Below are 23,962 nucleotides of genomic sequence, written 5' to 3' on the forward strand. Positions count from 1 at the left end.
TCAGGCCGGGCCAATGCCCAGCTGCGGCATCAACTGGAAATCAGGGGTGTCATTCTCACGCCGCCGCGGCAAGGCCTGGATTGCCGCCAGCATCTCCTGCGCGCAGGTCCGGATGCGTGCGTGGTGTTCCGGCGACGCATGGCTGACCAGGCTGCCAACATGGAACTCGAATACATCCTCCAGTACGTCGGGCTGGTCCTCGTGCAGCATCTGCAGCAGTCCACGCAGCTTGCAGATTTCCGATTCCAGCTCTTCGACCGCGAACAACATGGCGTCCTCCTCTTCAACATCAAGCGGCACGTCCGGGCCGCAACAGGCCGCAACAGCAGCGCTGCCCGGGCCACGCGCGATGTTGATCACGGAAAGGAAAACGGGCGACGCGCAGTCGCGTGCAACCTACTTCTCGCACATCCGCGGTGAGGCAACCGTTAATTCACGTGACGGCACGCTTCACGCGCTGGCCGTGATCGCGTTGCTGCGAGGTATTTCCATCGTCGTCGCCAATGCGTCGATGAAGGCCGGATCCAGCGTAAGCGAACCGAACCACCCCTGCTGCGTGCCGCTGAGCACGCGCAGCATGTGGCCACGGCCTCCCGGCAGGCGCCCCATCGGGCCCAGCAGCACGTCGCGCGTCTTCGCCCAGGCATCGCGATCGGACTGGAACAGCGGCGTCAGCCAGCGACTCCAGCGCTGGTAGACCGCCACGTGGGCCCTGCGTTGCGCCTGGTAGGCCTGCAATGCAGCGGCACCACCGCCATGCGTGCGCACCGCATCGCGCAGCGCCAGCGCATCGAGCAGCGCCATGTTCACCCCCTGTCCCAGCTGCGGGCTCATCGCGTGCGCCGCATCACCTGCCAGCACCATGCGGCCCTGGTGCCAGCGCGTCATCACTGCATCGCGATAGACCGCGCGCGCCAGCTGGCCGGCATCGCGCAGGTGGGCGAAGCGCGCACTGGCCTGCGGCCACAGCGCATGCAGCTCGTCCAGCCAGGGCGTCATGCCATCGGCCTGCCAGCGCTCGAAGTCGGTGCGTGGCAGGCTCCAGAAGAAACTCAGGCGCGGCGTGTCATCGCCGGGGCGCGTGCCGACCGGCAACAGGCCGATCATCTTGCGCGCGGCCACGTAGCGCTGCCGCAGCTCCTGCACATGCGGCCAGTCTTCGGCCGGCAACAGGCACCACAGCGCTCCCCACGGATACACGCGGTCCAGCCCGGCACCGCCGGCAATGGTGCTGCGCAGCGTAGAGGCCGCGCCATCGGCGGCCACCACCAGGTCGAACGGGCCATGCAGGCGCCCTTCGCTGTCGCGCAGGCGGCCCTGCTCGGCATCCACGGCGGCGATGGTGACGCCCGCATGCAGATTGCCTGCCCCCGCGCGCGCCAGGTCCAACAGCGAGAACAACGCCCCACGCTGCATGCCCAGGCCATGCAGGCGCGCATCCAGACCGTCGTAGCGCATGTCCATCACCGCGCGCTCGCATGGCGTGTCGCCATACAGGCGGTGCACCGGCGCGGCATGCGCGCGCACCGCATCCAGCAGGCCCATCTGCCACAGCACCTGCAGGCCGCTGGGCTGCAGCAGGAAACCGGCACCCACCGGTCCCGGCGTCGGCACGCGTTCGAATATCTCCACTTCGTGGCCGTCACGGGTGAGGAGGATGGACACCGCCTGTCCAGCGGTGCCGTAGCCGATCACGGCGATACGCAGTCGTTCCGTCATGGCCACATTGTGCCCGAGGCGGGTGGATCGCGAACCGGCCGCGGGCACGCCACGCAAAAAAAACCCCGCCGAAGCGGGGTTTTCAACGCACTGTCGAGTGGATCACTCGGCCGGCGTGATGTTCGAAGCCTGGGCACCCTTCGGGCCCTGGGTCACGTCATAGGTGACACGCTGGCCTTCCTGCAGGCTGCGGAAGCCCTTGGAGTTGATGGCGGAGAAGTGCGCGAACACGTCGGCGCTGCCATCCTCCGGCGAGATGAAGCCAAATCCCTTGGCGTCGTTGAACCACTTGACGGTACCGTTCGGCATGGTGATGCGAGACCTTATGCAATGAATGGGTGGTGTACGCTGAACCCGCGCACAAGCTGAGTATGCAAAGCTTGCTCGGGGAAGACAATCACCCCCGCGCCAATTCGCCCACCAATTCCGGAAGTCCGTTGCTGGCCGCCTGTACATTGGCCAGCACTTCGGCCATCGTAATCTCCTCGCCATCACCACAGCCGGCAGCCCAGTTGGCGATGATCGCCAGGCAGGCGTAATCCAGCCCCAGTTCGCGTGCCAGCGCGGCTTCCGGCATGCCGGTCATGCCCACCAGGTCGCAGCCGTCGCGGCGCATGCGGGCGATTTCAGCGATGGTCTCCAGGCGCGGGCCCTGCGTTGCGCCGTAGCAGCCACCGTCATGGACCGTGACGCCGGTCACTTTGGCCGCCGCCAGGATCTTGCTGCGCAGCATCGGCGTGTACGGGTGGCCGAAATCGACGTGGACCACATCGGTGCCCTCTTCTTCACAGATGGTGCTGATGCGGCCCCAGGTGTAGTCGATGATCTGGTCCGGGCAGGCCAGCACGCGCGGGCCGAAGTTCTCGGTGATGCCACCGACCGTGTTCAACGCCAACACGCGCTGCGCGCCCAGCTGCTGCAGCGCGGCCAGGTTGGCGCGGTAGTTGATCTTGTGCGGCGGCAGCGAGTGGCCTTCACCATGGCGCGCCAGGAACGCCACGCGATGGCCAAGCAGCGTACCGACGCGCACCGGGCCCGACGGACGGCCGAAGCGGGTGTCGACCTCGTGGGTCTGCACGTCGTCAAGCTTGGCCAGGTTGTAGACACCGGTACCGCCGATCACGGCCAGGGCGATCTGTTGCATTCGAAGCACTCCATGAAAAGACGAACGCCGGCACCCGAGGATGCCGGCGGCAGAAGAAGACGCGCCGCGGGCGGCTGCGCCGTTATTCCTTCATCGCGTAGATGGCCGGCACGCAGCGCAGGGTTTCGTTGACGTCCATGCCGAAGCCGAACACGTAGCGGTCCGGCAGTTCGATGCCGGCGTAGTCGGCGGTCACGTCCGGCAGCGCGCGGTCGTGCTTCTTCACCGTCATCGCGGCGATGCGCACGTCGGTTGCGCCCTGTTCCAGGCACCAGGTGCGCACGCCCTGCAGGGTGTAGCCCTCGTCAAGGATGTCGTCGACCAGCAGCACGCGGCGGCCGAACAGCGAGGTGGCCGGCTTGTGCTTCCAGACCAGGTCGCCGCCGGTGGTTTCACCGCGGTAACGGGTGGCGTGCAGGTAATCAAACTGCACGTCCTGGCCGCGCGCGCCCAGTTCCAGCGCCAGCTGGCCGGCGAACGGCAGCGCACCGTGCATGATGGACAGGAACAGCGGCACCTCGCCCTTGTAATCGCGCGCGATGGCGTCGGCGATACCAGCGATGGCCTTGTCGATGGTGGGGCGGTCGACCAGCAGGTCAGCCTGGGCCAGGGCCTGGGAAATGGTGAGGTTGGGCATCAGACGGTTCTTCCAAGGGTTTCAAGCAGACGGGATTGGGTGTCGCCATGGCGGGCATCGGCCAGCAGGCCATCCCAGCCAAGCGCGCCGCGGCCGATCAGGCCCAGCAGCGCAGCGGTATTGAGGGAGCGCCCCTGCACCGCGTGCAGGGCTTCATCGACCAGCTCCGGGTGGCAGACCAGCACCACGTCGCAGCCGGCGTCCAGATGGGCGTGCACGCGCGCCGGCACGCCGCCGGCGCTGTGCGAGGCGGCCATGCCGATGTCGTCGGAGAACACCACGCCACGGAAGCCGAGCTCGCCGCGCAGGATGTCCTGGATCCAGCGCGGCGAGTAACCTGCCGGTTCAGGCGCAATCTGCGGGTAGATCACGTGCGCCATCATCACCGCATCGGCACCGGCGGCGATGCCGGCCTGGAACGGCACCAGGTCCTGCGCACGCAGCTCGTCCAGCGCGCGCGGATCGATCGCAGTATCGACGTGGGTGTCTTCCAGCACGGTGCCGTGGCCGGGGAAATGCTTGAGCGTGGCGGCCATGCCGACCGAGTGCATGCCACGCACGTAGGCGGCGGTGAACGCGGCCACCACCTGCGGGTCTTCACTGAAGGCGCGGTTGCCGATGGCACGGTTGCCACGGCCAAGGTCGACCACCGGCGCGAAGCTCAGGTCCAGGCCGCTGGCGCGTACTTCGCTGGCCATCAGCCAGGCGTGCCGTTCGGCCAATGCCAAGGCCTGCTGCGGGTCGGTGGCATACAGGGCACCAATGTCCTGCAGTGGCGGCAGATCGCTGTAACCCTCGCGGAAACGCTGCACGCGGCCACCTTCCTGGTCAACGCAGATCAGCTGCGGGCGCGGCGCGGCGGCGCGGATCGCCGCGCTCAGATCGGTCACCTGCTGGCGGGAGGCGAAGTTGCGCTTGAACAGCACCACCCCGGCCACGGCATCGTGCTGCAGCCAGTCACGTTCCTGGGCGGTCAGTTCGGTGCCGGCAACGCCGATCAGCAGCATGGTCGATCTCCACAACGCGCGCCCGCATGGCGCAGTGCCGCATTGTCGCAGAACCGGCCGACAGGCGCAGTGGTCAGAAAAAGGGGAGTGTGCGGTCAGAGCCCCTGCGGGGATCTGACCCCGGGGCCGGATCCCCGCAGGGGCTCTGACCCCGATCTGCTCAGACCTTGCAGCCGTCCGGGCCGCAGGCCTCGTCGTCGCCAGCCGGGGTGGCCGGGGCGCCCTGTTCGGCGGCAATCTGGCGCAGGGCGTTGGCGAAGGCCTCGGGGGGCTGCGCCCCGGAAATGGCCCACTTTCCATCGATGACGAAGGTCGGCACCGAGGAGATGCCCAGCGCATGCGCCTCCGCCAGCTTGGCTTTGACCTCGGCCAGGCCGCGGTCGGAGGCCAGCATCTGCGCGATTTCGCCGCCGTCCAGGCCGCCCGCCACACCGGCCTTGATCAGCACCGCGCTGTCCGCCAGGTTCTGGCCAAGCTCGAAGTGGGCGCGGAACAGCGCCTCCCCGACCGCGTCCTGCACGCCGTGCTGGCCGGCCAGCCACAGCACCCGATGTGCCGGCAGCGTGGTCACCCGCACCTGGCCCCGGCTGAAGTCCATCGGCAGGCCTTCCGCACGCGCCGTGGTCTGGGTCTGGCCGAGGATCTGCTCGGTGCGCTCGACGCCACCGAACTTGCGCACATAGGCCTCGCGCAGCGGCACCGGGGTGTCGTCCGCGTCCGGGTCCAGCTGGAACGGCTGCCAGTGGATATCGAGTTCAGGCGCATCGGCGCCCAGCAACTGCACGCCCTGCTGGAAACGATGCTTGCCGATCCAGCACCAGGGACAGACCACGTCGGAGTAGATGTCGATTCTCATCCCACCGACATGGGGCCCGCCCCCGCCGAAAAAAGGGGACGGAGGGGATTAAGTCGCTTTCCGCACAGGTGGGGTAAAGACGACTTAATCCCCTCCGTCCCCTTTTCAGGGTTTCACCACTGTGAATAGGGATGACTGGCGAGCGCGACGTTGTAGTAGCGGGCGTCGTCGGTGACTTCCGCGCCGGCCCAGTCCGGCAGCTCGATGGCCTGGTCGGCGCTGTCCAGTTCCACCTCAGCCACGACCAGGCCGGCGTTGTCGCCGAGGAACTCGTCCACTTCCCAGGTCAGGCCGGCGTGCTCGACCAGATGGCGGCGCTTGTCGATCAGGCCACCCACGCACAGCGCCAGCAGCGCGCGCGCGTCCTCCACCGGAATCGGGTAATCGAATTCCTGCCGGGTGTGGCCGATGGTGCGCGACTTCAGGTTCAGCGCAGCATGGTCGCCCTCGATACGCACGCGCACCGAGGCGTTCTGGGTACCGCGATCCAGCGCGCCCATGTCGTTGATGTAGCCCTGCGCCATCGGGATCACCCGGTGCGCAGCGGATCGCCAGCCATCGTTGATGACCAGGAATTTGCGTTCGATTTCAATGCCCATGGCGCGATTATGCGCCATGGGTGATGACAGCCGCTCAGCGCTTCTCGAACACCGCGATGCTTTCCACGTGCGCGGTGTGCGGGAACATGTCCATCGCACCGGCACTGACCAGGGTGAAGCCCTGTTCGTTGACCAGATAGCCGGCATCGCGCGCCAGCGAACCCGGGTGGCAGCTGACGTAGACGATGCGCTTGAACTGCTTCAGCGGCAGCTGCTGCAGCACTTCGATGGCGCCCGAGCGCGGCGGGTCCAGCAGCAGCTTGTCGAAGCCCTGGCGCATCCACGGCGTGCTGCGCTGGTCCTGGGTCAGGTCGGCGCTGAAGAACTGGGCGTTGGCCAGCCCGTTGCGCACGGCATTCTCACGGGCACGCGCGACCAGGCCGGCATCGCCTTCCACACCCACCACTTCGCGCACTCGGCGGGCCAGCGGCAGGGTGAAGTTGCCCAGGCCGCAGAACAGGTCAAGCACGCGTTCGTCCTCGCCCGGCTCAAGCAGGTCCAGGGCGTGGGCGATCATCTTTTCGTTGAGCTTGGCGTTGACCTGGATGAAGTCCAGCGGGCGGAACGCCAGTTCCACGTCCCAAGGCGCCAACCGGAACGACAGCGGCACGCCCTGCCCGTCCAGCGGCTGCACGGTGTCCACGCCGCCGGATTGCAGGTAGATCACGAAACCATGCTGCTGGCCAAAGGCGGCCCAGGCGGCGCGGTCGGCATCGCTGAGCGGCTGCAGGTGACGTACGGTCAGCACCACCGCCTGATCGCCGGCGATGAACTCGATCTGCGGGATGTCGCGCTTGCCATCGAGCGATTCGATGAAGGTCGACAGCGCCTCGACCTTGGTACCGATCTCGGGGATCACGGTCAGGCACTGGCTGAGGTCGGCGACGAAACGCGGGTCCTGTTCACGGAAACCGACCAGGGTCTTGTCCTTCTTCTCGACCCGGCGCACCGAGAAGCGGCCCTTGCGGCGATAACCCCAGCTCTCGCCGACCAGCGGCGCCAGCACCTTGCCCGGCTTCACATGGCCGATCCGCTCCAGGTTGTCCATCAGCACGCGCTGCTTGGCGACGATCTGCTGGTCTTCGCCCAGGTGCTGCAGCACGCATCCGGCGCAGGTACCGAAATGCGGGCACTTCGGGGTCACGCGCTGGGGCGAGGCCTGCAGCACTTCCACCGTGCGTGCCTCGTCGAAATGGCGGCTGCGGGCGGTCTGTTCGGCCATGACCACCTCGCCCGGCAGGGCGCCGCTGACGAAGGTGACCTTGCCGCCCTCGCCTTCACGGCGGGCGACGCCGCGACCATCATGGCTGAGGTCGAGGATCTCGGTCTGGAACGGGGTACGGTCGATGCGGGAGCGGGATCGGGCCACGTGGCAACAGGCTGCGGGCAAAAATGGGGGCACATTGTCGCAGATCCTGACTGGCAGGGTCCGGACCCGCTTGCGCCCGCCGCCGCCGTGCTTGATGATTGCAGCAGCTGACATGGAGGCAGCCCTGATGCAGATGACCCCGCGGGCCAGCCGGCCCCGCTTCCTGCTTGTCGAGGACGACATCATCAGCCGCGGTTTTTTCAAAGCGGCGTTGGAAACGTTACCGGCGGACGTGGACACCGCAGATTCATTGGCCAGTGCGCTGGCCAGCGCCGAGCCCGGCGCGCATGACCTGTGGCTGATCGACGTCAACCTGCCGGACGGCAACGGCGCGCAGCTGCTGCGTGAACTGCGCCGTTCGCACCCCGATACCCCGGCGTTGGCGCATACCGCCGATGGCGACACCTCCATCCATGCCCGCCTGCGCGAAGCTGGCTTCAGCGACACGCTGGTCAAGCCGCTGGGCCGCGACCAGTTGCTGAAGGCCGTGCGCCGGGCACTGGTGAACAGCCCGGCGGGGATCTCCGTTGCCCCGGCTCCGGCAGCGGTCGAGCTGCAGGTGCAGGACTGGGACGAGACCGCGGCACTGGCCGCGCTCAATGGCCAGCGCAACCACTTGATCGCGCTGCGCGAGCTGTTCCTGGCCGAGTTGCCGGGCGTACGCGACGCGGTCGAGCAGGCGGTGGACCAGCACGACGAGCGCCAGCTGCGCAGCCAGCTGCACCGGTTGCAGGCGAGCTGTGGGTTTGTCGGCGCGGCACGGCTGGGACGGGCGGTGCGGCAGCTGCATCATGCGCCCGAGTCCGGGCAGGCCCAGGCGGGGTTCCGCGACGCGGTAGCGGCCCTGCTGCATTGAGGGTTGGTCGGCAGGGCTGCGCCCTGCACCCGCAGAGGCTTCAGGCCAAGGCAACAGCAAAAGCAAAAGCTGGCATTCCGTAGGTTGGCGGGGCGGTATCGGAGTGCGGGGACGCCGTAAACCCGTCCATGGGGGCTTGGCAGCCGCATCCATGCGGCTGACACCCCGCCCTCCGACTCCGCCCCACCTCTGACAGTTTTCCGCGATCGGGTAGATCCACGCCATGCGTGGATGAATTTCTGTCAGATATCCAAATCAATCTGGGGTCGGATCCGTTTTCCTGTGGAAAACGGATCCGACCCCATGCCATTCCGACAGCTCGCAAGAATCTGTCGAAGGCGGGGTGAGTCCGGTTGCGGAGGCGTGAGCCGCATGGGCCCGAGGCATGCCTCGGGCGGGTTGGGCAGGACGCCCAACCCCGGTCTTGCCGTGTGCGCAGGACAGCGCACACGAGCAAGCGGCGACCGAGCTTACATGGGTGAGGGCGCTTTGCTTGCGAAGCACTGCTTCGCAAGCGCCCGAACGCACAGCCGCCAGCGGCTGGGCCGGACCCCGGAGGGGGACTTGCAGCGCCCCCCTCAACCGGACCCACCCCGCCATCCCACGGAATGCATGCTGTTGCTGTTGCTGTCGCTTTGGCCTCGGCAGGTGCAGGGCTGCAAGCCCTGCCGAACACCCCCTACCTGCGGGGCGCGAGCTGCTCGAGCATTTCCCAGGACTTCAGGCCGCGTGGCCCGAGGTGATGGGCCAGCACCCGCCGCATCGGCAGGCGCAGGCTGGCCAGGTCGGCGGCAGCGGGCTCTTCGTCGGCCGCCAACGCCAGCAGCGCCGAGCCAGTGGCCGCCGCCCGGCGTTCCCCACCGCGCTCACTGAGCAGGCGCTGCGCGCCTTCCTGTGGGTCCAGCTCGTAGCGCGCGGCCGGGTCGATCGGCTGGCCGTCGCTGGCACTGTCCAGTTCGAAACCCAGGCCCAGCGCGGTCAGCAGCTCGCGCTCGAAACGACGCAGCGTCCAGGCCAGGCCGGCACCGACCGCCAGCCGTGCGCGCGCTTCGCCATAGGCCAGATACAACTCAGGCAACGGATCCTGGCGAGGTGCCAGGCGCAGGGTCAGTTCACTCAGATAGAAGCCGGCCAGCATCGCCTGGCCGACCAGGCGCGGGGCCGCATCCAGCGCTTCAGCGCCGCGCAACTGGGCCAGTTCACCGCGCTGCTGGGCGCTGAAGCGGATCCACTGCAATGGCTGCAGGGCAGCGCGCAGCACCTGGCCCTTCGCGGTTGACACACCACGCGCGAGCAGGCCAACGCGGCCATGCTGCGCGCTCAACACCTCGACCAGCAGGCTGGTCTCGCGGTAGGCCCGCGCATGCAGCACGAAGCCGGTGTCGTCCTCGATCATCATCGAAGCGACCGCAACGGCTTACTCGTAACCGAAGGCCTTCAGCGCGGCCTCGTCATCGGACCAGCCTTCACGCACGCGCACCCAGGTCTCAAGGAACACCTTGGCCCCGAACAGACGCTCCATCTGCAGGCGGGACTTGGCGCCGATCTCCTTGAGGCGGGCGCCGCCCTTGCCGATCACGATGGCCTTCTGGCCTTCGCGCTCGACCCAGATCACCGCGCCGATGCGCAGCAGGTTGCCGTCCTCGGTGAAGCGCTCGATCTCAACGGTGGTGGCGTACGGCAGCTCTTCGCCGAGCTGGCGCATCAGCTGCTCGCGTACCAGCTCGCCGGCCAGGAAACGCTGGCTGCGGTCGGTGATCTCGTCCTCGCCGAACATCGGCGGCGCTTCCGGAAGCAGCTTCAGCACGTCGCGCACCAACGCTTCCAGGCCATTGCGCTTCTGCGCCGAGATCGGATGCACGGCAGCGAAATCACGGCCTTCGGTCACCTGCTGCAGGAACGGCAGCAGCGCGCCCTTTTCCTTCAGGCGATCGATCTTGTTGACCACCAGCACCACCGGAATGCCGGCATCGCGCAGCACATTGAAGGCCAGGCTGTCTTCTTCATCCCAGCGACCGGCCTCGATCACCAGCAGGCCGGCATCGACGCCCTCCAGCGAGCCGCGCGCGGCACGGTTCATCACCCGGTTCATCGCCCGCTTCTGCACCTTGTGCAGGCCGGGGGTATCAACCAGCACCAGCTGGCCTTCCGGGTAGGTGGCGATGCCCAGCAGGCGATGGCGCGTGGTCTGCGGACGGTTGGAAACGATGCTGACCTTCGCACCGACCAGGGCATTGGTCAGGGTCGACTTGCCCACGTTCGGGCGGCCGATGACGGCCACGCTGCCGCAATGATGAGGAGTTTGTTCGCTCACTTGGAATCCAGTTGTTCTAGGACGGCCGCAGCCGCCTGTTGTTCGGCAAGCCGCCGCGAGGCGCCTTCGCCCTCGGTGCTGGCGGCCGGGTCGGCTACGTTGCAGCGTACCCGGAAGTGCTTGGCATGGTCGTCACCGGATTCTGACACCAGTTCATACTGCGGCAACGCCTTCTGTCGGGCCTGCAGCCATTCCTGCAGGCGGGTCTTGGGGTCCTTCTCGGGACGGCCGGAGGCCGGCAGCGCTTCGATCGAAGCGCTGAACCAGGGCAGTACCACCGCCCGGCAGGCCTCGAAGCCGGCATCCAGGTAGATCGCAGCCACCACGGCTTCCACTGCGTCGGCCAGGATCGAGTCGCGGCGATGACCGCCGGACTTCATTTCGCCCGGGCCCAGGGTCAGCCGCTCGCCCAACTGCAGGGTGCGCGCGATCACCGCCAACGCGCCTTCGCGCACCAGTTCGGCACGGGCACGGGTCATCGCCCCTTCGTCAGCCTTGGGCCAGCGTCGGTACAACGCCTCGGCCGCCATCATGTTGACGATGCTGTCGCCGAGGAACTCCAGGCGCTCGTTGTGCGGCGCACCAGCACTGCGATGCGTCAGCGCCTGCTTGAGCAGGGCCGGGTCGCTGAAGGCATGACCGATCAGGTCGCCACGTTGGATGAATTTACTGGGCACCGCTTCGTGTCAGGTCCTGGGAAGAATCGAATTTGCCAACCACATCGAGGTTGCCGATCAGCTGGCGACGCACTTCGTAGTTGACCTTGAGGGTCCAGCCATTGTCGCGACGGTCGAACTTCACGTTGGCCGGCTTCACATTGTCCGAGTAGTTGATGTACAGGCGCTTGAAGAACAGGTCCTGGATCCGCGACGGCTCCATGCTGCCCACGCCCGGCTCGTTGGCCAGGCTCTTCATCGCCGAGCGCACGGCGTAGTACTCCTGGTACATCGGGAACAGCTTCATGCCGATGTAGAGGAAGAAACCGACCACGATCAGGACCGTCAGGAACGAGGTCAGGGTCATGCCGCGCTGCGTGTTCATCGTCTTCATTGCGTTCTCCCCAGATACGCGTTGGATGTGAAGGTACTCAGTTGATGCCCGATCAGTTGATGCTCGAGCCGATCCGCGACGGCTCGAAGCCATCCTTGCAGAACCAGCCCTGGCAGTTCAGCCAGATCAGGAAGGCCTTGCCGCGCAGGTTCTCTTCCGGCAGCAGGCCCCAGAAACGGCCATCGTCGCTGTTGTCGCGGTTGTCGCCCATCACCAGGTACTTGCCGGCCGGCACCGTCCACTGGCCCTGGCCGCGCGGGTAGTCGGTCTCCAGCACGGTGTGGGTGCGGCCCGGCAGGTGCTCGACCAGCAGGTTGGCGCCTTCGCCCTGGCCCTTGTGGCCGGCGTAGATGCCCTTGTTGTCGTACTTCAGCGGCTCGCCATTGAGGATCACGCCGTCGCCTTCGAAGACCACGGTGTCACCCGGCACGCCGATCACGCGCTTGATGAAGTTCTCGCCCTTGGCCGGGTCGTTGTCGCTGTGGCCGGGGAAGTGGAATACCACCACGTCGCCACGCGAGGGCTCGCCGAACGGCACGATCCTGGTGTTGCTGATCGGCAGGCGCAGGCCGTAGGAGAACTTGTTGACCAGGATGAAATCGCCGATCAGCAGGTTCGGCATCATCGAGCTGGACGGGATCTTGTACGGTTCGGCAATGAAGCTGCGCACGATCAGCACGATCGCCAGCACCGGGAAGAACGCACGCGAGTAATCCACCAGCACCGGCTCGGAATCGAGCAGGCCGGCGCGCTGGGCGCGACGCTTGGCGAGGTACAGCTTGTCCGCAAGCAGGATCAGGCCCGAGGCCAGGGTCAGCACGACCAGGAGGATCTCAAACAGTTTCATTCAGGGTCCTTTGCAACGTCACCGGACGACCGGCCCCGCAGGGCCGGTGCGGGATTACTTGTTGTCCATCTGCAGCACGGCCAGGAACGCTTCCTGCGGGATCTCCACGCGGCCGACCTGCTTCATGCGCTTCTTGCCTTCCTTCTGCTTTTCCAGAAGCTTCTTCTTGCGCGAAACGTCGCCACCATAGCACTTGGCCAGCACGTTCTTGCGCATGGCCTTGACCGTGGTACGGGCGATGATCTGCGAGCCGACCGCAGCCTGGATGGCGACGTCGAACATCTGGCGCGGAATCAGGTCCTTCATCTTCTCGCACAGCTCGCGGCCACGACGGTCGGCATGGCTGCGGTGCACGATCAGCGACAGTGCATCGACCTTGTCGCCGTTGATCAGCACGTCCACGCGCACGAACGGGCCGGCGTCGAAGCGCACGAAGTGATAGTCCAGCGAGGCGTAGCCACGGCTGACCGACTTCAGCTTGTCGAAGAAGTCCAGCACCACCTCGGCCATCGGCAGCTCATAGCTGATCTGCACCTGGCTGCCCAGGTAGTTGATGCCGATCTGGCTGCCCCGCTTTTCTTCGCACAGCTTGATGATGTTGCCGATGTACTCCTCGGGAGTGAGCACGTTGGCACGGATGATCGGCTCGCGGATCTCCTCGACCTGGTTCACCGGCGGCAGCTTGGCCGGGTTGTCCATGTTGATGATCGAGCCATCGGTCTTCAGGACTTCATACACCACCGTCGGCGCGGTGCTGATCAGGTCCAGGTTGTACTCGCGCTCCAGGCGTTCCTGCACGATTTCCATGTGCAGCATGCCCAGGAAGCCGCAGCGGAAGCCGAAGCCCATCGCCTCGGAGCTTTCCGGCTCGAAACGCAGCGCGGCATCGTTCAGGCGCAGCTTGTCCAGCGCTTCGCGCAGGTCCGGGTAATCTTCGGCATCGACCGGGAACAGACCGGCGAACACGCGCGGCTGCATTTCCTGGAAGCCCGGCAGCGGCTTCGGTGCCGGGTCGCCAGCCAGGGTCAGGGTGTCGCCGACCGGCGCACCGTGCACGTCCTTGATGCTGGCGGTGACCCAGCCCACTTCACCGGCACGCAGCGCAGGCAGCACTTTCCGCTTCGGCGTGAACACGCCGACGTTGTCGACCTGGTGGTTGCGGCCGGTGGACATCACCTGCAGCTTGTCACCGGCCTTGATCTCGCCCTGCATCACGCGTACCAGCGAGACCACGCCCAGGTAGTTGTCGAACCAGGAGTCGATGATCAGCGCCTGCAGCTTCTCGGTGTCGCGCGGTGTCGGCGGCGGGATGCGATGCACGATCGCTTCCAGCACGTCCTGCACGTTCAGGCCGGTCTTGGCACTGACCGGCACGGCGTCGGAGGCGTCGATGCCGATCACGGCCTCGATCTCGGCCTTGGCGCGCTCGATGTCGGCGGTCGGCAGGTCGATCTTGTTGATCACGGGCACCACTTCCAGGCCCTGCTCCACCGCGGTGTAGCAGTTGGCCACCGACTGCGCTTCCACGCCCTGGGCCGCATCGACCACCAGCAGCGCGCCTTCGCAGGCGGCCAGCGAGCGGCTGACTTCATAGGAGAAGTCGACGTGGCCGGGGGTGTCGATGAAGTTCAGATGGTAGGTCTGCCCGTCCTTGGCCAGGTACGGCAACGACACCGACTGCGCCTTGATCGTGATGCCGCGCTCGCGCTCGATCGGGTTGGAGTCGAGCACCTGCGCTTCCATCTCGCGGGCCTGCAGGCCACCACAGAGCTGGATGATGCGGTCGGCCAGCGTGGACTTGCCGTGGTCGACATGGGCGATGATGGAGAAGTTGCGGATGTTCCGCATCGAATCAGAAGACATAGGTGGCGGCGGCGCGCGGCGTCGTCAGGGTAACGGTCGATTATCGCATGCCCGGCGCCCCACCGCGAAAGCGGACTGCTCGGGCCCCGCCCGGAAAGGCCGAAGCCCCGCCAGGGCGGGGCTTCAGGGGAGACACAGGGGCCGCCGAAGCGGCCCCGGCAGGCCTTACTGGCCGGCCTTGACCGCCACGAAGGCGCTGTTGCCGTTGCCGGTGCGCACCAGCAGCATCACCACGTCGTCCTTCTTGTAGCTGGACAGCGCCCGGTTCAGGCTCTCCACGCTGCCGACCGGGGTACGGCCGACCTGCAGGATCACCATGCCCGGGGACAGGCCGGCATCACGCGCCGCCTGGCCCTTGACTCCGGTGATGCGCACGCCTTCGTTGCCATCCAGGCCGAACTGCTTGCGCTGCGGTGCGGTCAGGTCGCTCACGTCCAGGCCCAGCAGGGCATTGGCGCCGGCCTGCGGTGCCGCATCGGGCCTGGCGGCAGACGCCGCACGGGCATTGCCCTGACCGTCTTCGCTCAGCGCCGTGAGCGTGGCGCTGAGGTCGCGCGGCTTGCCGTCGCGGATCACCCCCAGCGTGACCCGGCTGCCCGGTGCCATCGCACCGATCAGCGGCGGCAGGTCGGACCAGCTGTTGACCGGGCTGCCGTTGACCGAACGCACTACGTCGCCGATCTGCACACCGGCCTTCTCTGCGGCACTGCCGGCGACGATCTGGTTGACCAGCGCGCCACGGCTGTCGGGCAGGCCCAGGCCCTGCGCCTTCAGCGCATCGATCGGCTCGACCACCGCACCCAGCTGGCCACGGGTGACCTTGCCACTCTTTTTGATCTGCTCGACCGCGCTCATCGCCAGGTCGATCGGGATCGCGAAGCTGATGCCCATGTAGCCGCCGGAGGCGGAGAAGATCTGCGAGTTGATGCCGACCACTTCGCCGCGGGTGTTCAACAACGGACCGCCGGAGTTGCCCTGGTTGATCGCCACGTCGGTCTGGATGAACGGCACGTAGCGCTGGTCGGCGCCACCCGTGCTACGCCCCAGTGCACTGACGATACCGGCGGTGACCGAATGGTCGAGACCGAACGGCGAGCCGATCGCGACAACCCACTGGCCGGGCTTCAGCGTATTGGAATCACCCACGCGCACGGTCGGCAGGTTCTTGCCATCGATCTTCAGCAGCGCCACGTCGTACTGCTGGTCGCTGCCCACCACCTTGGCGTTGAACTCACGGCTGTCGCCCAGCTTGACCTTCACGTCGCTGGCATCGGCCACCACGTGGTAGTTGGTCAGCACATAGCCATCGGGCGAAATGATGAAGCCCGAGCCCATGCCGCGGCCCTTGATGCTGGGGCCACCGTCCGGGCCGCCCGGGCCCTGCCCCGGCATCGGGAAGTCCGGGCCGAAGAAGCGACGGAAGAATTCCGGCATGTCGTCGTCACCGCCCATCGGGCCCCGCGAAGCCTGGCGGTTGGTGCGGACGATGGTGGTGTCGACGTTGACCACACCCGGACCGACCTGTTCAACAAGGTTGGTGAAATCAGGCAGGCCGGTAACCAGCGGCTGTGCCGGTGCCCTTGGCGCGGTGGCTGGAGCAGCCTGGGTCGGGGCGGCCGGAGCCGGTGCCTGCGCGCAGGCCACCAGCGGCAGGGTCAGGGCCAACAGGCCCATGGCCTGCGTGCGGAGTCGGGGAGTCATCGGACGGCAACCTCCGGATCGGATGGAAAGAGGAATACGGGCCCCGCTGACGGCGGGGCGTGAAAGCGCCCGGCTCAGTCGCGCGGGCGCGGCGGCACCGGCAGGTCGTCCTGCAGGCGCGGCTCGAACGGGTAGAACGCGGCGCCACCGGTATGGGCCGGGAAGCTGGCATTGAGCGCGCCGCCGGCGGCAGGCGCCAGGCTGGAACGCGGCCACGGCCGCGCCTGCAGCCCACCGACCTCGCCAAACGGCATGTTGCGGCTGCCATTGGCGGGTACGGTCGGGGTCAGCGGCGCCTGCGCAGCAGCCACCGCGCGTTGCGGCACGTCCTCACGCTGGGCGGCACGCGCGGCCTGCTGGCTGCGGGTAGCACTGGCGCGGCGGGTGTCCTGGCGGCGACCGGCAGTGGCCATCGCCAGGGCGGGAGCCGCCGCCACAGCCATCGCGGCCGTGTCTGCAGAGGCTTCGGTAACCGGGGCAGGATCGGTCGGCACGGTCGGCAGCTCCGCCTGGCTGGCGATCACCTGAGGTGCCAACGGCTCGCCCGGGGTGGCTTCCTTCAGCTTCTCACCGCCCATGAACAGCGCCACCGCTGCCACTGAAGCGGCCAGTGCGGCACCACCGCCCCAGGCCCGCCAGCCACTGCGACGCACCTGACGGCGCGGCTCGGCCTGCGGCGCAGGCTCGGCGGCGATGGCAGCAGCCACGGCGGAACTGAACCCGGCCGGGGCCAGTGCCGACGCCTGCCCACGCATCACGTCGCCCAGCAGCTGCCAGCGCTCCTGGCAGCCGGCCAGTTCGGGGTCATGCTCCATCCGCCGCAGCAGGAAGCGCGCTTCATCGGCGCCCAGCTCGCCATCGACCAGGGCCGACAGCTGCTCGCGATGGCGCTGGTCCAGGCGCTGCCCGGCGGGCGATTGATGGTTCTGCGATTCGTTGAACGGGTTACTGGTCATACGCGGCTCTTCTCACGGGTGGCGCTGCCGATGTCCAACAGCGGCCGGAGTTCGGTGTCGATCGCCTCGCGCGCCCGGAAGATCCGTGAACGCACGGTGCCGATCGGGCACCCCATTTTCTGCGCGATTTCCTCGTAGCTCAGGCCTTCCACCTCGCGCAGGGTGATCGCCGACCGGAGCTCTTCCGGCAGCGCGTTGACGGCCTTCATCACCGTCTGTTCCAGCTCCTGGCGCATCAACTCGCGTTCGGGCGTGTCGGTGTCGCGCAGGCGCGTACCACTGTCGAACTGTTCGGCATCGCCGATGTCGATGTCATCGGTCGGTGGCCGTCGATTGTGTGAAGCCAGGTAGTTTTTGGCGGTATTCACGGCGATTCGATGCAACCAGGTTGAGAACTGGGCGTCGCCACGGAAACTTCCGATCGCGCGATAGGCGCGGATGAAAGTGTCCTGGGCGACGTCCTGACATTCGCTCCAGTCGGCGATGTAGCGGCCGACAAGGGCCACCACGCGATGCTGGTACTTGCGCACCAGGACATCGAACGCGGCGCTCTCGCCGTGCTGCACGCGCCGGACCAGTTCCAGATCCAGCTCCTGTGGTGTATCAACCTCGGCCATGAGGGGCCGCACTCCTGTCAGCCCAACCGACGTCGGGCAATGAGACTGCCAATCCCGGGAAAAGTTCAGTCGCCGATCACCCGGCGCCGCACCAGCTTTTAACCACCGTTCCGTTAGCGTTCCGGTCCACGGCCATGGATCCGGGGTCGCCACTCCCCTGCTATTGGGATTTGACGCGGGGGAAACAACCTCTGGATCATAGCCGCTTCTCCATACACAACCGGATGGAACGTCCATGCTCTCAGGCTTCGATGGTCTCCGCTTCAGCCACTGGCACCCCGAGATCCGCGACGACGGCGTGGTGGTCCTCTCCCTGGATCGCCAGGACAGCAGCGTCAATGCCATGTCGCAGGATGTGCTGCTGGAGCTGGGTGACCTGCTTGAGCGCATTGCACTGGACCCGCCCAAGGGCGTGGTGATCCAGTCGCTGAAGAAAGCCGGCTTCATTGCCGGGGCGGACCTGAAGGAGTTCCAGGAGTTCGACCGTCGCGGCACCGTCAACGACGCCATCCGCCGCGGCCAGGCTACTTACCAGAAGCTGGCCGAGCTGCCCTGCCCCACCGTGGCGGCCATCCACGGCCATTGCCTGGGCGGCGGCACCGAGCTGGCGCTGGCCTGCCGCTATCGCGTGGCCTCCAATGACAGCAGCACCCGCATCGGCCTGCCGGAAACCCAGCTGGGCATCTTCCCGGGCTGGGGCGGCAGCGCGCGCCTGCCGCAGCTGGTCGGCGCGCCAGCGGCAATGGACATGATGCTGACCGGCCGTACGCTGTCGGCCTCGGCCGCGCGTGGCATCGGGCTGGTCGACAAGGTGGTGGCACCGGCCGTGGTGCTCGACACCGCCGTGGCGCTGGCGCTGTCCGGCACCACGCGCCCGTTCAAGCAGCGCGCAACGGCCTGGGCCACCAACACCTGGCTGGCACGCACGCTGCTGGCACCGCAGATGGTCAAGCAGGTCGCACGCAAGGCCAAGAAGGACCAGTATCCGGCGCCCTACGCGCTGATCAGCACCTGGCAGCGCAGTGGCGGCAAGCCGATCCAGGCGCGTCTGGACGCCGAGCGCCGCGCGGTGGTGAAGCTGGCCAGCACCCCGACCGCGCGCAACCTGATCCGCATTTTCTTCCTCACCGAACGCCTGAAGGGCCTCGGTGGTGGTGATTCCGGCATCCGCCACGTGCACGTGGTCGGCGCCGGCGTGATGGGCGGTGACATCGCCGCCTGGGCCGCCTACAAGGGCTTTGAAGTGACTCTCCAGGACCGCGAGCAGCGCTTCATCGACCCCGCCATGGAGCGCGCGCAGGCGCTGTTCGCCAAGAAGGTGCGCGACGAGAGCAAGCGCCCCGCCGTGGCCGCGCGCCTGCGTGCCGACCTGGAAGGCAACGGCGTGGCCGAGGCCGACCTGGTGATCGAAGCGATCATCGAGAACCCGGAAGCCAAGCGTGCGCTGTACCAGACGCTGGAACCGAAGATGAAGCTGGACGCGCTGCTGACCACCAACACCTCGTCGATTCCGCTGGTGGAACTGCGCGACCACATCCAGCGCCCGGCGCAGTTCGCTGGCCTGCACTACTTCAACCCGGTGGCGCAGATGCCACTGGTGGAGATCATCCACCACGACGGCATGGCGCCGGAGACCGAGCGCCGCCTGGCCGCGTTCTGCAAGGCGCTGGGCAAGTTCCCGGTACCGGTGGCCGGCAGCCCGGGCTTCCTGGTCAACCGCGTGCTGTTCCCGTACATGCTGGAAGCCGCCACCGCATATGCCGAAGGCATTCCGGGCCCGGTGATCGACAGGGCCGCGGTGAAGTTCGGCATGCCGATGGGCCCGATCGAACTGATCGACACCGTCGGCCTGGACGTGGCCGCCGGCGTCGGCCGCGAACTGGCGCCGTTCCTGGGCCTGCAGATTCCAGCAGCCTTGCAGACGGTGGAGCCGGACAAGCGCGGCAAGAAGGACGGCCAGGGCATCTACACCTGGGAAAACGGCAAGCCGAAGAAGCCGGACGTGGCCAGCGATTACCAGGCCCCGGCCGATCTTGAGGACCGCCTGATCCTGCCGCTGTTGAACGAGGCGGTGGCGTGCCTGCACGAAGGCGTTGTGGCCGATGCGGACCTGCTGGATGCCGGCGTGATCTTCGGTACCGGCTTTGCCCCGTTCCGCGGCGGTCCGATCCAGCACATCCGTGCGGTCGGTGCCGATGCGATCGTCGAGCGGCTGAAGGCACTGCAGCAGCGTCACGGCGACCGTTTCGCCCCGCGCCCGGGCTGGGACAACCCCACCCTGCGCGAACCAGTGGTTTGAGTTTATCGGCCGGGCCTGCGGCCCGGCACCCGCGGTAGTGCCGGCCGCTGGCCGGCAACCTCAAAAGCCAGAGCCGGAGCAACAGCCGGCTCTGGCTTTTCTGTTTGTTGGGCGGGGCGGTGTGGGCAGGCAGGACACGCCGTAAACCCATCCATGGGGGCTCGATGGCGCCATCCATGGCGCCAACGGTCCTGCCTGCCCACACCGCCCCACCCCTGACAGTTTCCCGGTGACGGTCGGTGAATCTCGATTCCGGTGTGGATCACTACGAACGGGTGGGTGGCTACCTGGGCCGCCACCAGGAGCGAAGCAACCAGCGTTTGATTTTGACTTTGATTTTCTTTTTTCTTCTCCGTGGCTGGACGCACACGGAAACTGTCAGAGGTCGGGCGGGGTGGATTCGCGGGGGTGTCCGCGGCATGGATGCCGCGGCCAAGCCTCCACGGACGGATTCACGGCGTCCCCCGCGAACCCACCCCGCCCGGCCAAGCGCGGCTTTTGCTTTACGCGACCACCCCCACAGCCACGAGGGGCTGCGCCGTTGGCTGGAACACCCTGTTACCCATACGGGGCATGTGCCCGTCACAGCTGCATGCGATGCTGACCGCCTGATCCCTGCCAGCGAGAACGCCCGCATGACCACCATCATCGCCCCGCGCGTGCACGACATCGGCGGACTCGAAGTCCGTCGCGCCGTCCCCACCCTGCAGGCGCGCAGCATCGGCTCGTTCGTGTTCGTCGACCAGATGGGCCCGGCGCTCATGCATCCCGGCACGGCCATCGACGTGCGCCCGCATCCGCATATCGGCCTGGCCACCGTCACCTATCTGTGGTCGGGCGCCATCGGCCATCGCGACACACTCGGTTCGGACCAGGTGATCCGACCCGGAGACGTCAACTGGATGACCGCTGGCCGCGGCATCGCCCATTCCGAGCGCACGCCGCAGCCGGACCGCGATCACGACAACCCGATCCACGGCATGCAGACCTGGGTGGCGCTGCCGAAGTCACATGAAGAGATCGAGCCGGCGTTCTACCACCACGCCGCGGCCACCCTGCCCGAGCAGCGCCGCAACGGTGCCTGGCTGCGCGTCATCGCCGGCCGCGCCTATGGCGAGGAATCGCCGGTGAAGGTGTTCGCCGACACCCTCAACGTGGCAATCGATCTCGACCCGGATGCGGAAATCGATATCGACGACGGCCACCGCGAGCGCGCGCTGTACATCCTCGAAGGCGACGCACAGCTGGATGGCGTGGACATCCCTGCACAGCATCTGGTGATTCCCGAAGCCGGCGCACGTGGCCGCCTGCGCGCGAAGACGCCGGTGAAGGCGATGCTGTTCGGTGGCGAGCCGCTGGATGGCCCGCGTCACCTGTGGTGGAACTTCGTGTCCAGCTCGAAGGAACGCATCGAGCAGGCCAAGCACGATTGGGAGGCCGGCCGCTTCGGGACCATTCCGGGCGACGACAAGGAATTCATCCCGCTGCCGCAGTACTGAACATCGCGTGTTGCACACATCCGAAGGTGTATGCCTGCACCCGGCGTTGACGCTACAGTCACCCGCTGATCATTGAAATGTGACATAAATCACATTTTCGACCGTCAAAGGAGTGCAACACATGAGCATGGGTAAACGCTTGTCCGCCGAATTCCTCGGCACGTTCTGGCTGGTTCTGGGTGGCTGCGGCAGTGCGGTGCTGGCCGCCAAGTTCGGCGGTGACAGCAATCCGCTGGGTATCGGGTTCCTCGGCGTGGCGCTCGCCTTCGGCCTGACCGTGGTGACCGGCGCCTATGCGTTCGGCCATATCTCCGGCGCGCACTTCAATCCGGCGGTCAGCGTCGGCCTGTGGGCCGGTGGCCGCTTCCCGACCAAGGACCTGGTGCCGTACATCATCGCCCAGGTGGCTGGTGGCCTGTTGGCCGGCTTCATCCTGCTGCAGATCGCCTCGGGGGCCAGCGGCTTCGCCATCGACGGCAGCCAGGCCGGTGCGTTCGCCAGCAATGGCTATGGTGCGCTGTCGCCCGGCGGTTACAGCGTGGCGGCGGCCTTCCTGTGCGAAGTGGTGCTGACCGCCGTGTTCCTGATCGTGATCATGGGCGCCACCCACGGCAAGGCACCGGCTGGCTTCGCGCCGCTGGCGATCGGCCTGTCGCTGACCCTGATCCATCTGATCAGCATCCCGGTCACCAACACCTCGGTGAACCCGGCCCGCTCCACCGCCGTGGCCTTCTTCGCCGGCAGCGGGGCGGTCAGCCAGCTGTGGCTGTTCTGGGTCGCCCCGCTGCTGGGCGGTGCGATCGGCGGCATCATCTACAAGTGGCTCGGCAACGACCGCTGAGGCCTGTGCGGACCATTGCGGCCGACCTTCGGCCGCAATGGTTACGCTTGTAACCGCAATTTGTGCGATCGCTCACGTTCCGTTAAGGTTGAGTTGACCGTCCGTGCACATGCCGGCCGGCGGGGCATCCGGGGATGGGATGCCAAGGCCGCCGGTCCATCCGACGGAGCCACGACACACCACCTTGGGGGATGCATGAAGTTCGCGCCTGTAGTGTTGTCGAGCCTGCTGTTCGCTGCGGCCCAGGCCGCCGCGCAGGCTCCCACCGAATGTCCTTCATTGCCGGCCAACAGCGGCCTGCAGTGGCAACAGCAGGCACAGGCCGATTTCCTGGTCTGCCGTGCCAGCACCAGCGATGGCCGCGAGGTACTGAGCCTGATGCTCAGTGCACGCGATCCCAACCTTCCATTGAACCGCTCGCTGCGCCACGAAAAGGGCAGCTTCGGCGGTGAATCACTGTACTGGTACCAGCCCGATCTGGGAGGCCAGCAGCCGCCCGGTTATGCCGAGCGCCGCATCAGCGTGGTCAAGCTCGACAAAGGGCGTTACGCGCAGATTTCGCTGTATCCGGACAGCGCGCAGGAACTGGGTTCGCTGCAACAGCTGGCGCAGGGGATGAGCCTGACCCCGTCGGCCGTGGCTGCCGGGAACTGACGATGGCGGGGATGACTGCCTTGCAGCATCCCCGCAATGCGAGCCGACCTGACGGTAGTGCCGGCCGCTGGCCGGCACCTCGATCCGCCGTGACCGCAGGCAGTTGCCGGCCAGCGGCCGGCACCGCCTCAGAACTTGCCTTCCTGGAAATCGACGAAGGCCTGCATCAGTTCCTGCCGCGTGTTCATCACGAACGGGCCATGGCGCATCACCGGTTCTCGCAACGGACGACCAGCCACCAGGATCAGCCGCGCACCCTCGCTGCCGGCCGACAGATGCAGCTGCTCGCCACCGCCCAGCACCGCCAGTTCCTGGCGGGCGACGTCGCGCGCCGCGTCCTGCTCACCCACCGTCACCGCACCTTCGAACACATACGCGAAGGCGTTGTGCCCTTCCGGCAAGGCATAGGTCCAGGCGCGATCCGGGGCCAGCGTGATGTCCAGGTACAGCGGATCGGTGGCCGGCTGCACGATCGGGCCCTGCGTGCCATCCACGTTGCCGGCGATCACCTTCACTTCCACGCCGGCGTCCGGCTGCACCACGGGAATGCGCTCGGGCGCGAACTCCTGGTACTTCGGCTCGGTCATCTTCTCTTTCGCCGGCAGGTTCACCCACAGCTGGAAGCCGCGCATCTGACCGCTTTCCTGCTCGGGCATTTCCGAATGCACCAGGCCACGGCCTGCGGTCATCCACTGCACGCTGCCCGGGGTAAGCAGGCCCTCGTTGCCGTGGTTGTCGCGATGCCGCATGCGCCCGTCGAGCATGTAGGTGACGGTCTCGAAACCGCGATGCGGATGCTCCGGGAAGCCGGCGATGTAGTCCTCGGCACGGTCGGTGCCGAATTCATCGAGCAGCAGGAACGGGTCCAGGTCAGGCAGCGTCGGGCCGCCGATGACGCGGGTCAGGCGCACGCCGGCACCGTCGGAGGTGGGCATGCCACGGATGGTCCGCAATACGCGGACCGGTTCGGGAAAGCTCATGGCGACTCCTGTTGGATGGATGCCACTGAAGATGGACGCCACATGGCCGCACGCCAATGGACGGCGCCGCAACCGATTGTTCCATCCCTGATGTTCGCTGCATGTCAGCACAACAAGCGTACGACCAAAGTACTACCGCCGATTCGTCCTGTGC

Annotated in this window: 24 protein-coding genes; 5 read left to right on the forward strand and 19 right to left on the reverse strand. The window is 67.0% G+C overall.

What is annotated here, in order from left to right; genetic code table 11:
- The 9 genes from AC5P9L_RS17805 to rlmD form a co-directional block, all read right to left on the reverse strand.
- Positions 1-270 (reverse strand): hypothetical protein, encoded by a 270-nt coding sequence (locus AC5P9L_RS17805; protein WP_024958257.1) that lies wholly within the window; start codon positions 268-270, stop codon positions 1-3.
- Positions 271-450: 180 nt separating this feature from the next.
- Complete coding sequence (locus AC5P9L_RS17810; protein ID WP_099527385.1) at positions 451-1,719, reverse strand: FAD-dependent oxidoreductase; 1,269 nt, start codon at positions 1,717-1,719, stop codon at positions 451-453.
- A gap of 102 nt (positions 1,720-1,821) precedes the next feature.
- Entirely contained in the window at positions 1,822-2,028 is a 207-nt protein-coding gene (locus tag AC5P9L_RS17815; protein ID WP_005410590.1) for a cold-shock protein, read from the reverse strand.
- An 88-nt stretch (positions 2,029-2,116) separates the two neighbouring features.
- Positions 2,117-2,863, reverse strand: a complete 747-nt coding sequence (locus tag AC5P9L_RS17820) for an S-methyl-5'-thioinosine phosphorylase (protein WP_005410591.1) — start codon at positions 2,861-2,863, stop codon at positions 2,117-2,119.
- Between the two features lie 82 nt (positions 2,864-2,945).
- Positions 2,946-3,500 carry a hypoxanthine-guanine phosphoribosyltransferase gene (locus tag AC5P9L_RS17825; protein WP_005410592.1) on the reverse strand — a complete coding sequence of 185 codons (555 nt, stop codon included), beginning with the start codon at positions 3,498-3,500 and terminating at the stop codon, positions 2,946-2,948.
- Complete coding sequence (gene nagZ / locus AC5P9L_RS17830; RefSeq protein ID WP_005410593.1) at positions 3,500-4,507, reverse strand: beta-N-acetylhexosaminidase; 1,008 nt, start codon at positions 4,505-4,507, stop codon at positions 3,500-3,502. The genes AC5P9L_RS17825 and nagZ overlap by 1 nt, the downstream gene beginning before the upstream one ends.
- Positions 4,508-4,667: 160 nt before the next feature.
- The gene (locus tag AC5P9L_RS17835) at positions 4,668-5,363 is read right to left on the reverse strand and encodes a DsbA family oxidoreductase (protein ID WP_100438813.1); all 696 of its coding nucleotides are present in this window, start codon (positions 5,361-5,363) and stop codon (positions 4,668-4,670) included.
- 113 nt (positions 5,364-5,476) lie between these two features.
- Positions 5,477-5,962, reverse strand: coding sequence for a CYTH domain-containing protein (locus AC5P9L_RS17840; RefSeq protein WP_012480971.1), 486 nt, complete (start codon positions 5,960-5,962; stop codon positions 5,477-5,479).
- Between the two features lie 34 nt (positions 5,963-5,996).
- Positions 5,997-7,331, reverse strand: a complete 1,335-nt coding sequence (rlmD, locus tag AC5P9L_RS17845) for a 23S rRNA (uracil(1939)-C(5))-methyltransferase RlmD (RefSeq protein WP_111198234.1) — start codon at positions 7,329-7,331, stop codon at positions 5,997-5,999.
- 127 nt (positions 7,332-7,458) lie between these two features.
- Between rlmD and AC5P9L_RS17850 the strand changes: the two genes are divergently transcribed.
- Positions 7,459-8,187, forward strand: a complete 729-nt coding sequence (locus AC5P9L_RS17850) for a response regulator (RefSeq protein ID WP_005410597.1) — start codon at positions 7,459-7,461, stop codon at positions 8,185-8,187.
- Positions 8,188-8,866: 679 nt separating this feature from the next.
- Here AC5P9L_RS17850 and recO read toward each other — a convergent pair.
- The 9 genes from recO to rpoE all read right to left on the reverse strand — a co-directional run bounded on the left by recO (position 8,867) and on the right by rpoE (position 17,535).
- Entirely contained in the window at positions 8,867-9,586 is a 720-nt protein-coding gene (gene recO, locus AC5P9L_RS17855) for a DNA repair protein RecO (RefSeq protein ID WP_005410598.1), read from the reverse strand.
- An 18-nt stretch (positions 9,587-9,604) separates the two neighbouring features.
- Positions 9,605-10,501 carry a GTPase Era gene (gene era, locus AC5P9L_RS17860; RefSeq protein WP_005410599.1) on the reverse strand — a complete coding sequence of 299 codons (897 nt, stop codon included), beginning with the start codon at positions 10,499-10,501 and terminating at the stop codon, positions 9,605-9,607.
- Positions 10,498-11,178, reverse strand: coding sequence for a ribonuclease III (gene rnc / locus AC5P9L_RS17865; RefSeq protein ID WP_005410600.1), 681 nt, complete (start codon positions 11,176-11,178; stop codon positions 10,498-10,500). Before rnc ends, era begins: the two co-directional genes overlap by 4 nt.
- Complete coding sequence (locus AC5P9L_RS17870; RefSeq protein ID WP_005410601.1) at positions 11,168-11,551, reverse strand: DUF4845 domain-containing protein; 384 nt, start codon at positions 11,549-11,551, stop codon at positions 11,168-11,170. The genes rnc and AC5P9L_RS17870 overlap by 11 nt, the downstream gene beginning before the upstream one ends.
- A 52-nt stretch (positions 11,552-11,603) precedes the next feature.
- A complete protein-coding gene (lepB, locus tag AC5P9L_RS17875) occupies positions 11,604-12,398 on the reverse strand; it encodes a signal peptidase I (protein ID WP_005410602.1) in 795 nt (264 codons plus the stop codon).
- A gap of 54 nt (positions 12,399-12,452) precedes the next feature.
- A complete protein-coding gene (gene lepA / locus AC5P9L_RS17880; RefSeq protein ID WP_005410603.1) occupies positions 12,453-14,246 on the reverse strand; it encodes a translation elongation factor 4 in 1,794 nt (597 codons plus the stop codon).
- A 180-nt stretch (positions 14,247-14,426) separates the two neighbouring features.
- A complete protein-coding gene (locus AC5P9L_RS17885) occupies positions 14,427-15,962 on the reverse strand; it encodes a DegQ family serine endoprotease (protein WP_005410604.1) in 1,536 nt (511 codons plus the stop codon).
- Positions 15,963-16,036: 74 nt separating this feature from the next.
- Positions 16,037-16,918 (reverse strand): sigma-E factor negative regulatory protein, encoded by an 882-nt coding sequence (locus AC5P9L_RS17890; protein ID WP_005414198.1) that lies wholly within the window; start codon positions 16,916-16,918, stop codon positions 16,037-16,039.
- Complete coding sequence (gene rpoE, locus AC5P9L_RS17895; protein ID WP_005414197.1) at positions 16,915-17,535, reverse strand: RNA polymerase sigma factor RpoE; 621 nt, start codon at positions 17,533-17,535, stop codon at positions 16,915-16,917. The genes AC5P9L_RS17890 and rpoE overlap by 4 nt, the downstream gene beginning before the upstream one ends.
- 235 nt (positions 17,536-17,770) lie before the next feature.
- Between rpoE and AC5P9L_RS17900 the strand changes: the two genes are divergently transcribed.
- The 4 genes from AC5P9L_RS17900 to AC5P9L_RS17915 all read left to right on the forward strand — a co-directional run bounded on the left by AC5P9L_RS17900 (position 17,771) and on the right by AC5P9L_RS17915 (position 22,828).
- Positions 17,771-19,834, forward strand: coding sequence for a 3-hydroxyacyl-CoA dehydrogenase NAD-binding domain-containing protein (locus AC5P9L_RS17900; protein WP_024958698.1), 2,064 nt, complete (start codon positions 17,771-17,773; stop codon positions 19,832-19,834).
- Positions 19,835-20,469: 635 nt separating this feature from the next.
- Positions 20,470-21,333 (forward strand): pirin family protein, encoded by an 864-nt coding sequence (locus AC5P9L_RS17905; RefSeq protein ID WP_005410608.1) that lies wholly within the window; start codon positions 20,470-20,472, stop codon positions 21,331-21,333.
- 121 nt (positions 21,334-21,454) lie between these two features.
- On the forward strand, positions 21,455-22,174 hold the full coding sequence (aqpZ, locus tag AC5P9L_RS17910; protein ID WP_005414195.1) for an aquaporin Z: 720 nt from the start codon (positions 21,455-21,457) through the stop codon (positions 22,172-22,174).
- Between the two features lie 195 nt (positions 22,175-22,369).
- On the forward strand, positions 22,370-22,828 hold the full coding sequence (locus tag AC5P9L_RS17915; protein WP_005410610.1) for a hypothetical protein: 459 nt from the start codon (positions 22,370-22,372) through the stop codon (positions 22,826-22,828).
- A gap of 128 nt (positions 22,829-22,956) precedes the next feature.
- Here the strand turns inward: AC5P9L_RS17915 and AC5P9L_RS17920 are convergent, their stop codons facing one another.
- Positions 22,957-23,808 carry a pirin family protein gene (locus tag AC5P9L_RS17920; protein WP_005410611.1) on the reverse strand — a complete coding sequence of 284 codons (852 nt, stop codon included), beginning with the start codon at positions 23,806-23,808 and terminating at the stop codon, positions 22,957-22,959.
- Between the last annotated feature and the right edge of the window lie 154 nt (positions 23,809-23,962).

It is taken from the genome of Stenotrophomonas sp. YJH_SMC_64, assembly GCF_059371375.1.

What these genes read in the sequence shown, in the direction of transcription:
- AC5P9L_RS17805 (WP_024958257.1), bottom strand. Translation starts at nt 270, where the DNA reads ATGTTGTTCGCGGTCGAAGAGCTGGAATCGGAAATCTGCAAGCTGCGT.
- AC5P9L_RS17810 (WP_099527385.1), bottom strand. Translation starts at nt 1,719, where the DNA reads ATGACGGAACGACTGCGTATCGCCGTGATCGGCTACGGCACCGCTGGA.
- AC5P9L_RS17815 (WP_005410590.1), bottom strand. Translation starts at nt 2,028, where the DNA reads ATGCCGAACGGTACCGTCAAGTGGTTCAACGACGCCAAGGGATTTGGC.
- AC5P9L_RS17820 (WP_005410591.1), bottom strand. Translation starts at nt 2,863, where the DNA reads ATGCAACAGATCGCCCTGGCCGTGATCGGCGGTACCGGTGTCTACAAC.
- AC5P9L_RS17825 (WP_005410592.1), bottom strand. Translation starts at nt 3,500, where the DNA reads ATGCCCAACCTCACCATTTCCCAGGCCCTGGCCCAGGCTGACCTGCTG.
- nagZ (WP_005410593.1), bottom strand. Translation starts at nt 4,507, where the DNA reads ATGCTGCTGATCGGCGTTGCCGGCACCGAACTGACCGCCCAGGAACGT.
- AC5P9L_RS17835 (WP_100438813.1), bottom strand. Translation starts at nt 5,363, where the DNA reads ATGAGAATCGACATCTACTCCGACGTGGTCTGTCCCTGGTGCTGGATC.
- AC5P9L_RS17840 (WP_012480971.1), bottom strand. Translation starts at nt 5,962, where the DNA reads ATGGGCATTGAAATCGAACGCAAATTCCTGGTCATCAACGATGGCTGG.
- AC5P9L_RS17850 (WP_005410597.1), top strand. Translation starts at nt 7,459, where the DNA reads ATGCAGATGACCCCGCGGGCCAGCCGGCCCCGCTTCCTGCTTGTCGAG.
- recO (WP_005410598.1), bottom strand. Translation starts at nt 9,586, where the DNA reads ATGATGATCGAGGACGACACCGGCTTCGTGCTGCATGCGCGGGCCTAC.
- AC5P9L_RS17870 (WP_005410601.1), bottom strand. Translation starts at nt 11,551, where the DNA reads ATGAAGACGATGAACACGCAGCGCGGCATGACCCTGACCTCGTTCCTG.
- lepB (WP_005410602.1), bottom strand. Translation starts at nt 12,398, where the DNA reads ATGAAACTGTTTGAGATCCTCCTGGTCGTGCTGACCCTGGCCTCGGGC.
- lepA (WP_005410603.1), bottom strand. Translation starts at nt 14,246, where the DNA reads ATGCGGAACATCCGCAACTTCTCCATCATCGCCCATGTCGACCACGGC.
- AC5P9L_RS17885 (WP_005410604.1), bottom strand. Translation starts at nt 15,962, where the DNA reads ATGACTCCCCGACTCCGCACGCAGGCCATGGGCCTGTTGGCCCTGACC.
- AC5P9L_RS17890 (WP_005414198.1), bottom strand. Translation starts at nt 16,918, where the DNA reads ATGACCAGTAACCCGTTCAACGAATCGCAGAACCATCAATCGCCCGCC.
- rpoE (WP_005414197.1), bottom strand. Translation starts at nt 17,535, where the DNA reads ATGGCCGAGGTTGATACACCACAGGAGCTGGATCTGGAACTGGTCCGG.
- AC5P9L_RS17900 (WP_024958698.1), top strand. Translation starts at nt 17,771, where the DNA reads ATGCTCTCAGGCTTCGATGGTCTCCGCTTCAGCCACTGGCACCCCGAG.
- AC5P9L_RS17905 (WP_005410608.1), top strand. Translation starts at nt 20,470, where the DNA reads ATGACCACCATCATCGCCCCGCGCGTGCACGACATCGGCGGACTCGAA.
- aqpZ (WP_005414195.1), top strand. Translation starts at nt 21,455, where the DNA reads ATGAGCATGGGTAAACGCTTGTCCGCCGAATTCCTCGGCACGTTCTGG.
- AC5P9L_RS17915 (WP_005410610.1), top strand. Translation starts at nt 22,370, where the DNA reads ATGAAGTTCGCGCCTGTAGTGTTGTCGAGCCTGCTGTTCGCTGCGGCC.
- AC5P9L_RS17920 (WP_005410611.1), bottom strand. Translation starts at nt 23,808, where the DNA reads ATGAGCTTTCCCGAACCGGTCCGCGTATTGCGGACCATCCGTGGCATG.